This is a genomic window from Actinoplanes sp. NPDC051470 (genome assembly GCF_040682035.1).
Taxonomy (GTDB): domain Bacteria; phylum Actinomycetota; class Actinomycetes; order Mycobacteriales; family Micromonosporaceae; genus Actinoplanes.
The window spans coordinates 96093-109258 of record NZ_JBFBAA010000033.1 but is presented as its reverse complement, the minus strand read 5'-3'; the positions used below and the strand labels follow the sequence as shown (position 1 = coordinate 109258).

The following is a 13166-nucleotide window of genomic DNA, read 5'->3' as shown; positions in this document are numbered from 1 at the left end:
AAACGAGGCTAGGCCTGGCTGCGGATCCGGGCCGCCGTGGCCCGGATGAGCCGGTCGTATGCCCGGTAGGCCGCCCGTCCCCGCATAACCTGCCGAGGTGAAGTTGCAACCGCTGACCGCCGAGCACGCCGACGCCGTCCTCGCGTTCGAGACCCGCAACCGCGCCTACTTCGCGACCAGCATCCCCGACCGGGGCGACGACTACTTCGCCGCCTACCCGGACCGCCACGCCGCCCTGCTGGCCATGCAGGACGCCGGAACCGACCGCTTCCACGTGATGGTCACCGACGACGGGACGGTCGCCGCCCGCGTCAACCTGGTCCACATCGAGGACGGCGAAGCCGAGATCGGCTACCGGGTCGGCCAGGAGTTCACCGGCCGGGGCGTGGCCACCCGGTCGGTCCGGGCCGCCTGCGACCTGGCCCGCACCGCCTACGGCCTGACCCGGCTGCACGCGGTCGTGACCACCGACAACCCGGCGTCCCGCACCGTCCTGCTCCGCAACGGCTTCACCCCCACCACCGCGACCGTGGTGAACGGGCGGGCGGCCCACTCCTACGTCCGACCTGTCCCCCTGATGGGGGAATAATCGGCCGCATGGACAGCGGGGGCCTTCTCATCATCATCGTCGTCGTGCTGGTCACGATCCCGGTCAGCTTGATCATCCTGTACGCGATCATCCGCAGCGCCGTCTTCCACGGCCTGCTGCGCTTCACCAAGGCCATCGCCCACGAGGCCGAGATCGTCGACCACGCCACGTTCCACAACAGGGAGGCCTACCGGGCATACGACCGGCTCATCCGGGCCACGGCGGCCCGGATCCGCAGCCAGGCCTAGCCTCGTTTCCAACCCGGCCTAGAGGTCGTCGAGGCGGAAGCCGACCTTCATGGTCACCTGGACATGGGCGACGTCGCCGTCCTCGAGATGCCCGCGGATCTGGGTGACCTCGAACCAGTCGAGGTTGCGCAGCGTCTGCGACGCCCGGGTGATGCCGTTGCGGACCGCCTGATCGATGCCGTCGGGCGAACTGCCGACGATCTCGGTCACCCGGTAGGTGTGGTCACTCATCGAGACCTCCTTGAACACGTCGCGTGGCGACCACGCTACCGCTGCGCCCGCTCCGGCCGCACTTGTTCGAGCCTTGAGCACTCCAAATCCGTTGCGGCCTCGGACGTGGCGTCCCGAGACTGCCGGGATGGCGAACCTCGGCGGCACCTATGTGCGGTGGGTGTGGTGCCGGGCCGTGCTGCATCGCGGGTGGTGGCTGGTCACCAGCGTCTATCTGGTGGTCGACGCGCGGCTGCCGGCGTCGCAGCTCGTGCTCATCGGCGTCGGTCAGGCCGTGGTGGCGCTGGTGTTCGAGGTTCCGGCCGGGGTGCTCGCCGACCACGTCAGCCGGAAGTGGTCGCTGGTGGTGTCGCATGTGCTCATGGGCGGGGCGATGCTCGCCACCGGGCTGGCCGACGGGTTCCTGCCGCTGCTGGCCACGCAGATGGTGTGGGGGCTGGCCTGGACGTTCGCCAGCGGCGCCGACGTGGCCTGGGTCAGCGATGAGCTGGGCGATCCGGCGTACGCGCGAACGGTGTTGATCCGGGCGGAACAGGCGCAGCTGCTCGGGACCGTCGCGGGGTTGCTGAGTGTCGGCGGGCTGGCCTGGCTCGTGGGGCGCGGCCCGGCGATGGTGCTGGCCGGGGCGGTCATGGTGCTGCTCGGGCTGTACGTGATCGCCGGCTTTCCGGAGCGGCGCTTCGTCCCCGCCCCGAGCGCGCAGCAGTGGCCGATCCTGAAGGGCGTGCTGGACAGCCGCACCCTGCTGGCCGCCTTCGGCGCGACCTTCCTGGTCCAGGGCGCGGCGGACGCCTTCGGGCGGCTGTACCCGCTCCAGCTGCTCGCCCTCGGCCCCGCGGTCGGTCCGGTCGTCTGGCTCACCGGCCTGGGCGTGCTCATGTGCCTCGGCGGCGCGGCGGCCCTGCGCCTGGCGCAGACCCGAATCAGCGGCCAGGCCAGGCCGGCGCCGGCGCCGATCGGTGGCGACGACACGATGCCGCCAGCCCCCACCGGCGGAGAGAGCACAACGGCGGCGGGCCCCATCGGCGGCGAGGGCGCGGTGCGCAACGGCTACGTCTTCGCCTGCGTGATCGCCGTGGTCGGCGTGGCCGGCCTGGCCCTGGCGCCGGGCGTCGTCGGCGGCAGCCTCGCCGTGCTCCTGGCCGCGGGCGCGTTGCCGCTGACCCGCAGCTTCGGCACGATCTGGGTGAACAACGAGACCGTCGGCGCGGTGCGGGCCACCGTTCACTCCCTGCTGGCCCAATCCGAGTACGCCGGAAAGATCGCCTGCGGCCTCACCATCGCCCTGTTCGCGGAGCGAACCGCCTTGGCCGCCTGCACCCTGCTCATCCTGGCCGGAGCAGTCATCGCACGCCTCAGCCACCGCCGGCGCCTGCCTCGACAACGACCCTGAGGTGCACAGCGTGCTCACCACGAAGGTGTTCCCGAGGCAGGCGGACGTCACGACCGTCGGCGACTGGGCCGCCGCGACCTAGAGGCCCTTGTCCCGGGCGATCCGCACCAGCTCGACCAGGCCGGCGGCGTACTCCTGGGACTCACCGTGCGCCTCGTCGTACGGCGGCTGGAAGCCGACACCCTCCCACTGTTCGGTCGCGTCGTTCCAGATGTCGTTGCCCACCTCGAAGTTCCAGGCCGTGATGCCCAGGTCGTAGTAGAGGTGGTCGGCCGAGTTGCCGGCCGCGCTGTAGAGGACGTCGGCGACCGGACCGGTGTACGACGGCCAGGTGACCGTGCCCCGCTCGGCGGCGATCGCCCCGACGATGCGGCGGGCGGAGTCCTGGAAGTACTTCGCCTCGTCGATCGACGGCCGCGGCAGTGTGACCCGTCCCGCCGCCTTGTAGGCGCCCGGCGACCACATGAAGTAGCCGCCGTACGAGTGCACGTTCAGCGAGTACTTGATGTTCGGGTGGGACTCGGCCAGGGCGACCACGTTGCGGCTCTCGGGTTCGGAGAGCTCGGCGGTGCCCGCATAGGTGCCGGACAGGCAGTTCGTGCTGGCGCCCACGTAACCGTCGAAGAGCGAGCCGACCGCGTAGTTGCGGTTCACGTCCACGCCCCACGCATCACGGTTCCGCGGGTCGCGGGCGGCGCCCGTACAGTGATTGCTCAGGTTCTTGCGCTGGAAATTGAAGTCGTTGAACGCGTAGTTCGCGCCGTCTGGATTGACGGTCGGGATGATGAAGACGTCGACCGAGTCGAGCAGTTCCCGGGTGGCCGCGTCGGTCGCGTAGTTGGCCAGCAGCCGCTCCGCGAACTCCATCGTCACCAGCGGCGTCGCCCATTCGCGCGCGTGCTCCTGGGAGTAGGCCATGACGCCGACCTTCGAGCCGTCGCGCACCTTGCCGATGCGCAGCGCCTGCACGGTCCAGGGGCGCGTCGGCACCTCCGCGCCCTTCAGGCCGTCGTCGAGCCGCACCGGAGCGACCACCGGCATCGGCAGGCCCTCCGAGCCGCTCTCGGCGAAGGCCCGGAAGCGGTCCGGGAAGCTCGCGTTGATCGCGGCCGCCACCTCGGTGGTCGTGCTGATCGTCTTGCCGGCGTTGTCGGTCGCGAGCGAAACGGTCAGGACCCGATCACGGTACGTCACGGTGAGCGGCCGGTTGGCCTGGCCGGGATCGACCGTCCGGGCCTGGATGCCGTTCTGGTTCTCGGCGCCGAACTTGACCGTGTCGACGACCACCGCGGCCACGTTGGGATCGCCCAGGTAGGCGACCGCCGTACGCCGATAGCCCTGGGTCTTGTTGGGCAGGTCGAGCACGTCCACGAGGGCCGGGTACTGCCGCTTGAGCCGCTTGACGCGGGCGGTGATGTCTTGCGGCGTCATGTACGCGTCGATGAAGTCCTGCTGGTAGCCGGACGGCGTCGGCGGCGGCGTGGCGCCCGGCCACACGCCCGGGGCGATCGAGCGGGACCGGCCGCCCAGCGACGAGGTGGCCACCACGGAGACCGGCTGGGCCGGCAGCTTCTGCGGCAGCGCCCAGTGGTACTGATATTCGCCCGAGTCGACGAAGCGCACCAGCGGGAACGACCCGGTGGCGCCGTCGGCCGTGGTCCAGGTGACGGTGATCTCGACGTTCGGGTCGTCGCTCGCCGTGGTCGCGACCTGGGTCTGCAGGAAGGTGGTGCCCTTGCTGGCCCACCAGTACGCCTGGAGGAACTGAAGGGTGTCGGCCGCGACCCGCTGCTTGCTCGGGCGCTGGCCCGCCGCCGCCGACCCCGTCGGGATGATCTGCACGGGGGTCGCGCCCTTGGCCGTCAGGGCGGCGAACTCGGCGCCGGTCACGACCAGGTCGGCCAGCACGGCGTTCGCCGTGGTGCGGGGACGCGCGGCGATGTCGGCGCCACTCTCGAGCAGCTCGGTGAACTGCTGCTCGCCGGTGAGCTGGAAACGCACCAGGGCGGTCTGGCCGTCGGCCAGGGTGAGGTCAGGGTTCGGGGCGGCGTTCGCTGCGCCGGGGTGGGCGAGCGCGCCGGTGAGCAGAACGGCAACGGCGGCGATGACCACCGAGCTGCGCCGGGACGGCATACCAGGCCTCCAAGTGACGAATGTGGACTCAGCTCAGTCCCTCGATCGACCGCTGTCAACCTGTACGGATGGGCACTGTGGATAACGTCTGACGGGCTCCGCGGACCGGGTACGGTCGGCCCATGCGAATTCCCACCGCGGCGATCACCGCAGGCTCCCTCATCGGCGGCTGGCAGCTGGCCCGCCGAACCGGCATCCGCCCCCTGGGCGGCGTGGTCCTGGCCGCGGGCGGCGTCCTGGCCGGCCGCGAGTGGCACCGCAAGACCGGCCCGGCCGTGACAACGGCCCTGGTCACAGCCTATGTGGGCGCCTTCGCCCTGTCCCATCCCCTGGCCCGGCGGATCGGCTCCTGGCCGTCGGTGCTCGCGGTGTCGGCCCTGACCGCGGCGGTGGCCTACGCCGCTTCCGACCGCCGGACCGTGACGCCATGACGCCGATAGCCGAGGCCTTCTCACGTCACGCCTTCAGTGAGGTCTACCCCCACTTGGCCGACGACGTCCGCTGGCGTCTGATCGGCGCGGCCGATGTCGAGGGCCGAGACGCGGTGATCGCCGCCTGCGAAGAGTCGTTGCCCCACCTGGCCGCCCTCAAGACAGAGTTCACCGAGTTCCGGGCCCGCGGCGGCCCCGACTTCGCCGTCGTCGACAGCACCGCAACCTACACCGACCCCGACGGCGCCACGTCCCAGGTCGCGTCGTGCGACCTCTTCACCTTCACCGGCGGCAAGCTGACCGAGATCGTCTCCTACACCGTCGAGCTCCCGCCCTGACCTCACGGCCCGCCACACCCGAGTCATCGGCGCCCCGGGGGTTCAGCTGCTCGGGCGCACCAGCCAGACTTGGGAGGGGTCTACATCCGACCGGAAGAACATCTGCGGCAGGCCGGCATCGGGATGTCCGGCAGCCCGCAGCCCCTGAACCGCCTGAGCGTAGGCAGTCTGCACCGAGTGGCCGGCCGCGATGCCACCGTAGAACCGAACGGTGAAGGCACGCGCCGCGGCATCGGAGATGGGCCCGGCCATGCCAATGGCCACCTCGGCCGACTGGGCGGCCTGCTCAGCGAACTGGGCCGAGTCGCAGATGTTGAAGAGGATGACCGGTGACACCTCAAGCGTCGAGTGGATGACGCCGATGAGATCACCAGGCGCTACCGGCTTCGGCAGGTTGTTGGGCGTGGAAAGGACAATGCCCTCAGCCGTTCCGTGTCCGCTGAAGTGCACCAGGCGAGGCGCGAAGCGGTTGAGCCGATCGAACAAGTCGGTGACCCGCGTAGCCGGACACAGCTCGAACTGCACAAGGCGCCCGTGCCTGCTGGCGGCGAGCTGTTCCTGAATGTCGTGCATTTCGTGATCCAGCGAGACCTTCTCGTGGCCCTCCGGGTTGGAGGCGAACATGACCGCGATGAGCTTCTCGGGGAGCCCGGCAGCCTGCTCGACGGACGGCTGCAGCGCATCCTTGACCGCGTTGTCGATCGCGTCGGCCGGCAATTGGCGAGTCGACGGTCGGCCAGACGGCAGCGGGGAGGCCTGTGTTGCGCCGGCCCGACGCTGCTCAAGCCCTCGAACCGACTCCACGACCTCACGGACAGCGTCCGTGTTGAGTCGTAGAACCTTCTGCACGGGGTTCATTGATGTGATGACGTACTTGACAGTGCTCGTGAGCTGGCCGCCAACCGTGTTCAGCTGCTCACCCTGACTCGTCAGAATCTCATTGGTCGTTCCTAGTCGTTTGCCGAGATCATCGAGCCCGGAGCGCATGGCGGCGAGCTGTTGCCGGGTCTCGCCCTCCCGCCGGAGGGCCTGGGCGAGCAGAACCTGGATTCCTTCGATGATCTCGGCCTCCGCGGTGACAACTCGGCGGTGCAAGGCATCCGCCTGACTCTGTGCCTGATTGGCGACCTTTTCCAAGCGGTCAATCACGCGGCGGTCGGTGACCGTGACGGCAGCAGCCGCGTATATCGCCTCGTTGACCTTGCTGACGCGCAGGTTCGCGTTCGTTCTGGCCTCATTGGCACGCAGCGCGAGACGATCGTGCTCGACGAGCTTCTCGCCAAGGGTGGCCAAGTCATTGATCACGGTTGTGGTCCTCGAGAACGGCCGCAAATGCCCCGGCCAATCCGTGGGCGAAAACTTCTGCCGCGACCTTGGTCTCAGGCCCAGTCACTTCGAAAGTGACGTTCAGCCGGTCCGCCCCCTGCCGAACTTCGAGAACGATCCTTTTCGTCTCATCACGGCGTCGAGCACGAGCCCAGATCCGCCGTGCCAATCGAGTTACCTCGGCGCGGCCCATAAGAACTGTGACAACGTCGGCCGTGGCACCGAGCGCACCCCCGACAACACCGATAGAGACGAGAACGTCAGCAACCGCTCCGCGGTGCGGCCCGGACACGACGATGTCGAGCTCCTCAAGGTCCGCCCTGAGCTCCCGTGGCACCTCGACATACATTCCCGACGCCATCACAGAAGGATATCGATGGGCGACTCTGTGTCATCGGGATCAGGGCGGAAGTCCAGCAACTGCGCCTTCGGGCGACTCGGCCTCCAGCTTTCGATCACCTAGGAACACAGCGGCGCGGTGATCAGGCGGTGAGCACGGCCCAGCCCCGGGCCGGCAGAGTGACGACGGAGTCGGACAGGGCGCCTTCGCCGGCGGCGAGCGTGGTCGCGTCGGCCGCGGGTAAGGACACCTGCTTGTCGGCGAGATTCAGGGCCGTGATGACGGCCGCCGTGTCGGTTGCGGTTCGGAGGACCAGCTGGTGGTTGGCCAGGTGGACCACGTCGGTGTGGGCGCGTAGCAGCCACGGGTGCCGGCGGCGGATGGCGATCAAAGCGCGGTGGGTGTTCAGGGTGTTGTTGTCCGGCGGCGGCTGGGGCGGGAACTCGGGGCGGACCGCGTCGTCGCCGCCCTCGCGCTGCTCCTTCACGCCGGTCCAGGCGTATTCGTCGCCGGCGTAGATGCTGGGCACGCCGGCCACCGTGAGCAGGATGGCCACGGCGTGCGGGACCAGGTCGGTGCCGATGGCCGAGGCCAGGCGGGTGACGTCGTGGTTGCCGGTGAAGGTGCTGGGGACGAAGGTGGCCAGCAGGTCGTTGTGCCGCTTCAGGCCGTGGGCGGTCTCGTAGAAGTTGCGGTCGGCGATGCCGTGCCAGATGGCCTGCCACAGTTCGTACTGGGTGAGCGAGTCCATGGTCGAGACGCGGATGATCTCGGGGTAGTCGCCGTGGATCACCTCGCCGCTGAACCAGGCGTCGGGGTGGTCGCGGCGGACCTCGGGCAGGACCCTGGCCCAGAACGCCGGCGGGGTGGCGTAGGCGGCGTCCAGGCGCCAGGCGTCGACACCGCGGTCGAGCCAGTGGTTCATCACCCGGATCGCCAGGTCGGCGACCTCGGGCCGGTCGTGGTCGAGGACGACCAGCGAGTCGTGCCCCTCGAAGACCTGGTCGAGGGCGTAGCGGCGGGCCGCCGGATGCGTACGCCCGACGTGGTTGAAGACGCCGTCGAGCTGGACCCGGACGCCGCGGTCGTGAGCCGCCGCGACGAGCCGGTCGAAGTCGGCCTCGTCGCCCAGGCGCGGATCGATGCGGAAGTGGTCGACCGTGTCGTACCCGTGGGTCTCCGAGGCGAAGATCGGGCCGAGCGCGATGCCGTTGAGGCCGAGCCGGACCACGTGGTCGAGCCACGCCTCGATCCGCCCGAGGCGGTGCACCGGCGTCGAGGCCGGGGCCGCCGGGCGCACGGGCGCGCCGGTGAAGCCCAGCGGGTAGAGATGCCACCACATCACATGGTCGGCCCAAGCATTCATGCCTGAAGAGTAGTCACACCCGATACCCTGTCCCCCTTCTGACGTCTCCCGGGGGCAGGTAGAGGTTTGCGGTTCCGCTTGCTCGGCCCGGTGGAGGTCCTGGCCGGCGACCGTCCCGTCAAGCTGGGCGCGCTCAAGCAGCGACATCTCCTGGCCGCGCTGCTGTTCGACGGCGGGACGCCGGTCACCTTCGACACGCTGATCGACCGGCTCTGGGACGACGAGCCGCCGGCCGACGCGCGGGGAACCCTCTACGGGTACGTCGCCAGGCTGCGCGGGACCCTCAAGCAGGGCGACGCGGTACGGGTGGACCGCTGGCCGGGCGGATATCAGCTGCACGCCCCGCCGGAGTCGGTCGACCTGTTCCGCTTCCGGGCCCTGGTCGAACGGGCGCGGACGCGGACCGGCGAGCGGGCGGCGCTGCTCGACGAGGCGCTGGGCCTGTGGCGGGGCGAGGCGCTGGGCGGGCTGCCGGGTGGGTGGGCCGCGCGGGCCCGGGAGGGGCTGGAGCGGCAACGGCAGGCGGCGCTGGCCGGCTGGGCCGAGGCGGGCCTGGCCGCGGGACGCGAGAACGACGTGATCGACCGGCTGACCGCCGCGCTCACAGCGGATCCGCTGGCCGAGGCGCTGATCGCGATCCAGCTGCGCGCCTTGCACGCGGCCGGCCGTACCCCGGAAGCCTTGGATCTCTATGCCCGCTCGCGCGAGAAGGTGGCCGGGGAGCTGGGCGCCGAGCCGGGCCGGCTGCTGCGCGAGACGCACACGGCGATCCTGCGGGCGCCCGAGAAGAGGGAACCCGTGCTTCCGCCGGATCTGCCGGACTTCACCGGCCGGCAGGCGGTGGTGGCGACGGCGAGAACGGCGCTGGCCGGGGGTACGAGCGTCGTGGTGATCTCGGGGCCGCCGGGCGCCGGCAAGAGCGCGCTGGCCGTCCACCTCGCGCACCGCCTGGGCGAGGAGTTCCCGGACGGCCGGCTGTTCCTCAACGTCGGCGGGGCCGACCCGCTCAGTCCTCCGGAGGCGGTCAGCAGGGCCCTGCGAGCGCTCGGCGTCACCGACGCCGACGCGCAGGGCAACCCGGACCTGCGGGAACGCGTCGCCCGCTACCGCTCGGAGCTGGCCGGGCGCCGGGTGCTGGTGGTGGTCGACGACGCCGCGACGGCCGTGCAGGTGCAGCCGTTCCTGCCCACCACGCCGGGCTCGGCGCTGCTCGTGACCAGCCGGTCGCGACTGTCCACGCTGCCGTCGGCGGTGCGGGTCGAGCTGGGCGTGCTGTCGGCGGCCGACGCGGAGGCGATGCTGACCCGGATGATCGGGGCCGAGCGGGCGGCCGCCGACCCGGAGCAGACGGCGCGGCTGGCCGACCTGTGCGGGCGGCTGCCGCTGGCCGTCCGGGTGGCAGGCGCCCGGCTGCTGGCCCGTCCGCACTGGACGGTCGCGCAACTGGCCGACCGGCTCAGCGACGAGCGCCGCCGCCTCGACGAGCTGGCCGTGGACGAGCTGGAGGTGCGCGCCGGGCTGGCGGTCAGCTACCGAGGGCTGCGGCCCCGGGCGCAGGAGGCCTTCCGCGCTCTGGGCGCCCTCGACCCGCCCGACCTGACCGCCCTGACCGTGGCGGCGCTGCTCGGCGCCGGCCTGGACGAGGCGGCCGACCTGGTCGAGGAGATCACCGACGCCCGGCTGCTGGACGTGACCGCGGCCGGCGGCTGGATCACCCGCTACCGGATGCACGACCTGGTGCGGCTGTACGCGGCCGAGCTCGCCGAGTCCAGCGCGGACCACGTCGGCCGGGCGGTGACCGCGATGTTGCGGATGGCGGAACGCCTGGCCGAGCCGTTGCCGCTGGCCATTCCCCGGATGTACCGGCCCGACCGGCTGCCCGAGCCGGGTCCGGCCTGGACCGAGGCGCTGGACCGGATCGACCTGGGCGTGTTCTTCGCCGCCGAGGAGCCGGCCCTGGTCGCCGCGGTCGAGCGGGCCGCGGCGCTGGACCTGGACGAACCGGCCTGCGCCCTGGCCGATGCGCTGGTCTTCGCGTCGTTCGCCAAGGTCAACAACTTTGCGGGCTGGACGCGTACCCATGCCGCCGCGGCCGGCGTCGCGGCCCGGACCGGCAATCAGGCCGCTGCCGCGGTGATCGCCTGCGGCATCGCGCAGATGCACTACAAGCAGGACCGGATGCCCGAGTCGCGGGAGCAGTTCGCCGCGGCGGCCGAGCTGTTCGAGGCGGCCGGCAACAACCGCGGGCTGGCCGTGGCGCTGAACGGGCTGGGCACGGTCGGCCGGGAGATGGGCGAGCACCGGGAGGCGTTGCCGCAGATCGAGCGGGCGCTGACCATGCTGGAGGGCTTCGGCGACGACGCGGGCGTGGCGCATGCCCACTACAGCGCCGGGTTCGCGTACCGGGAGCTGGGCGAGGACGCGGCGGCGCTACGACACCTGGAGAAGTCCCGGGACCGCTACCGCGCGTGCGGGCACGAGCGCGGCGAGATGATCGCCATCCGGGGCATCGGGCTGGTGCACCGGGCCCGCGGCGACCTCGACCAGGCGGAACGGTTCTGCGCCGACGCCCACGAGCGGGCCACCACGATCGGTGACCTGCATCTGCTCGCGTACACCGCGCAGGCCCTGGCCAAGGTGTGGATCCGCCGCGGCGAGCCGGACCGGGCCGCCGGGCCGCTGGCCGCCGCGTCGGCCACCGTCACCGCCCACCACGACCAGCTGGGCGCCGCGCTGGTCAAGCGCACGGTCGGCGAGATGCACCTGGCCGCGGGCCGGTTCGGCCGGGCGGCCGAGCAGCTGGACCGGGCCGCGGCCGGGTGGCGGGCGATCGGCCTCGACCTCGGCCACGCCCGCACGCTGCGCGACCTGGGTGCGGCGCGGTGCGCGAGCGGCGACCATGCCGGCGCGCACGCGGCGTGGTCGGCCGCGGCGGCCACGTTCGGCCGGTTCGGCGTACGCGAGCAGGATGAGCTGGCCGCCTGGCGGGCCCGCTGGGGATGTCACTGCGCCCCCGATCAACTGACCGCCGCAGTGTCGTCCGCCGAGCGCAGCACGCGCAGCACGTTGCCACCCGCCAGGGCGGCCAACTCGTCGCCCGGCCAGCCGCGCCCGGACAACTCCGCGGACAACCGCGGGTAACCGGACACGTCGGCCGGCCCGGACGGCATGTCGTCACAGCCGCCGAAGTCACCACCGAGGCCATCGGATCTTGCGGGGCCGACCTTGCAGTTTTCTGGCAGTACTTCCGGCCGGCACGCATCCCCCAGCGGATGGGTGAGTCGCCGCCAGGGAGGAACGATCAAGATCAAGAGCCGGATGTCGTAGCTCGGTCAGTGGCACAGACCGTCGCTCCCGCCGAGGCCGGTCACCCGGCTCCAAGGCCGTGACCGGCCAGAACAGAGCCGCGCACCCTTCATTCGGCGTGAGTGGTCACCCCGGAAACCCCGACGGCCGCCGCGTGGTTCCACTCGGTACACCGCAGGTGGGCGAGCGCGGCCACCAGATCCGGCCGGTCCCGGCGCACCTCCACGACCGCCATGGCGCGGACGGTAGCCTTCGGCGGTGGTTTCTTCACGTCGAATTCGAGGCGTCGACGACCTCGGGGCCTGGCTGGTGAAAGGCAACGCCGACCACGTCGACCTGGCCGGGCGTTTCGCCCGGGAGCCGCGGGTGACCCGGTGGTGTGTGCAGCCGAGTTATCGGCTCGGCCTGATGCGGGCGGGCCAGCCGGTGCTGTTCTGGGCCAGCGGCAGCCGGCGGCGTGACCTGGCGTACGGCATCTGGGGTCTTGGTCGTCTGACCGGACCACCCCGGCAGGACGACGGCTGGGCGATGCCGCTGGATCTCGTCGTCGCGGAGCCGGGCGGCCGCCTGCCCCGCGAGGAGTTGCGGGCCGATCCCCGGCTGGCCGGGCTGGAGGTGCTGCGTCAGCCCCAGGGCGCCAACCCGTCGTTCGTGGACGTCGAGGAGTTCGCCGTGATCCGGGAGCTGCTCGGGGTCACGCCGGGCGGCGGAGCAGGCCCCAGGCCAGCAGGACAGGCGCGCCCAGGGTCAGGATGACCAGCACGGCGGCCAGCCCCGAGACCGAGGGGGAATAGCTGATCACGGCGCCCAGCTGGAGGAACGCCGACGAATGCTCGCGGCGCCAGAGGAACGACCAGATGTCGGCGGCGTTCGAGTAGGTCCAGGCGGTCAGGACGGTCAGGATCAGGGCGCCGGCCGCGGGCCACAGGGACGCCGCCGCGCGTTCGACGGTCAGGAACAGGATCACGGCGGTGAGCAGCATCGCCGTCAGGGCGGGCCAGGTGCCGATCAGCAGCGGGCCGGTCCAGGCGAGTTCGTCCAGGTCGGTGAGGACATCGGTCAGGGCCAGGACGACGGGTACGGCGGCCACGATCGCCGCGGGCGCCGCCCGGCGGGAACCGGCGCGGGGCAGGAAGATCAGCCCCACCGCGAAGGCGAGCAGGGCGGGGATCAGGAGCAGGGCGTCGGTGTCGTAGCTGCCCAGCCACGCATCCCGGTCGTCGGCCGGCGGAGCGTACCCCCGGATCGAAAGAAGCTGACCGGCCGACAACAGCAGGAGCGCGGCGGCGACCGACCATCGCAGGGCCGACCGCGGGCCGATCGCGGCGCAGACCGCGGCCCCGAGGAAGGCCACCGCCGCGCACTGCCGGGACATCGTGTCGCCGCCGAGGGCCGCCGTGCCGGCCGCGAGGAGGGCGGCGACGGCGGTGACGAGAGCCGGGATCCGGTACGGGTGCGGGAGCAT

At 71.5% G+C, this 13166-nt stretch carries 14 protein-coding genes and 1 pseudogene; 7 read left to right on the top strand and 8 right to left on the bottom strand.

Annotation, left to right across the window (positions count from 1 at the left end):
- Positions 1-97: 97 nt before the first annotated feature.
- Both AB0M54_RS39255 and AB0M54_RS39250 read left to right on the top strand, forming a co-directional pair.
- Complete coding sequence (locus AB0M54_RS39255; RefSeq protein ID WP_364319595.1) at positions 98-589, top strand: GNAT family N-acetyltransferase; 492 nt, start codon at positions 98-100, stop codon at positions 587-589.
- 8 nt (positions 590-597) lie between these two features.
- On the top strand, positions 598-837 hold the full coding sequence (locus AB0M54_RS39250; RefSeq protein WP_364477071.1) for a hypothetical protein: 240 nt from the start codon (positions 598-600) through the stop codon (positions 835-837).
- 18 nt (positions 838-855) lie between these two features.
- On the opposite strand, the gene AB0M54_RS39245 is transcribed toward AB0M54_RS39250, so the two are convergent.
- Positions 856-1068 carry a dodecin gene (locus AB0M54_RS39245; protein WP_364319598.1) on the bottom strand — a complete coding sequence of 71 codons (213 nt, stop codon included), beginning with the start codon at positions 1066-1068 and terminating at the stop codon, positions 856-858.
- A gap of 127 nt (positions 1069-1195) precedes the next feature.
- On the opposite strand from AB0M54_RS39245, the gene AB0M54_RS39240 reads away from it, so the two are divergent.
- Positions 1196-2461: a hypothetical protein gene (locus tag AB0M54_RS39240; protein WP_364477069.1), complete on the top strand. Its 1266-nt coding sequence runs from the start codon at positions 1196-1198 to the stop codon at positions 2459-2461.
- 78 nt (positions 2462-2539) lie between these two features.
- On the opposite strand, the gene AB0M54_RS39235 is transcribed toward AB0M54_RS39240, so the two are convergent.
- On the bottom strand, positions 2540-4594 hold the full coding sequence (locus AB0M54_RS39235; RefSeq protein ID WP_364477067.1) for a M14 family zinc carboxypeptidase: 2055 nt from the start codon (positions 4592-4594) through the stop codon (positions 2540-2542).
- A 122-nt stretch (positions 4595-4716) separates the two neighbouring features.
- Here AB0M54_RS39235 and AB0M54_RS39230 point away from each other — a divergent pair, with 122 nt between their 5' ends.
- Positions 4717-5025, top strand: a complete 309-nt coding sequence (locus AB0M54_RS39230; protein ID WP_364319604.1) for a hypothetical protein — start codon at positions 4717-4719, stop codon at positions 5023-5025.
- Entirely contained in the window at positions 5022-5363 is a 342-nt protein-coding gene (locus AB0M54_RS39225) for a nuclear transport factor 2 family protein (protein WP_364319606.1), read from the top strand. Before AB0M54_RS39230 ends, AB0M54_RS39225 begins: the two co-directional genes overlap by 4 nt.
- A gap of 42 nt (positions 5364-5405) precedes the next feature.
- Here AB0M54_RS39225 and AB0M54_RS39220 read toward each other — a convergent pair whose 3' ends face one another.
- The 3 genes from AB0M54_RS39220 to AB0M54_RS39210 all read right to left on the bottom strand — a co-directional run bounded on the left by AB0M54_RS39220 (position 5406) and on the right by AB0M54_RS39210 (position 8395).
- Positions 5406-6668, bottom strand: coding sequence for a CHAT domain-containing protein (locus AB0M54_RS39220; protein ID WP_364477065.1), 1263 nt, complete (start codon positions 6666-6668; stop codon positions 5406-5408).
- A complete protein-coding gene (locus AB0M54_RS39215; protein ID WP_364319610.1) occupies positions 6658-7050 on the bottom strand; it encodes a hypothetical protein in 393 nt (130 codons plus the stop codon). Before AB0M54_RS39215 ends, AB0M54_RS39220 begins: the two co-directional genes overlap by 11 nt.
- A gap of 121 nt (positions 7051-7171) precedes the next feature.
- Entirely contained in the window at positions 7172-8395 is a 1224-nt protein-coding gene (locus AB0M54_RS39210) for an alpha-amylase family glycosyl hydrolase (protein ID WP_364477063.1), read from the bottom strand.
- A 90-nt stretch (positions 8396-8485) separates the two neighbouring features.
- Between AB0M54_RS39210 and AB0M54_RS39205 the strand changes: the two are divergent.
- Positions 8486-10729, top strand: a pseudogene (locus AB0M54_RS39205) (BTAD domain-containing putative transcriptional regulator); the annotation flags it as partial.
- A 683-nt stretch (positions 10730-11412) separates the two neighbouring features.
- Here the strand turns inward: AB0M54_RS39205 and AB0M54_RS39200 are convergent.
- Positions 11413-11565 carry a membrane dipeptidase gene (locus tag AB0M54_RS39200; protein WP_364477061.1) on the bottom strand — a complete coding sequence of 51 codons (153 nt, stop codon included), beginning with the start codon at positions 11563-11565 and terminating at the stop codon, positions 11413-11415.
- 245 nt (positions 11566-11810) lie between these two features.
- Positions 11811-11936 carry a hypothetical protein gene (locus AB0M54_RS39195; RefSeq protein WP_364477059.1) on the bottom strand — a complete coding sequence of 42 codons (126 nt, stop codon included), beginning with the start codon at positions 11934-11936 and terminating at the stop codon, positions 11811-11813.
- Between the two features lie 23 nt (positions 11937-11959).
- Here AB0M54_RS39195 and AB0M54_RS39190 point away from each other — a divergent pair, with 23 nt between their 5' ends.
- Positions 11960-12457: a hypothetical protein gene (locus AB0M54_RS39190; protein ID WP_364477057.1), complete on the top strand. Its 498-nt coding sequence runs from the start codon at positions 11960-11962 to the stop codon at positions 12455-12457.
- Here AB0M54_RS39190 and AB0M54_RS39185 read toward each other — a convergent pair.
- Positions 12396-13166: a hypothetical protein gene (locus tag AB0M54_RS39185; RefSeq protein WP_364477055.1), complete on the bottom strand. Its 771-nt coding sequence runs from the start codon at positions 13164-13166 to the stop codon at positions 12396-12398. The genes AB0M54_RS39190 and AB0M54_RS39185 overlap by 62 nt on opposite strands.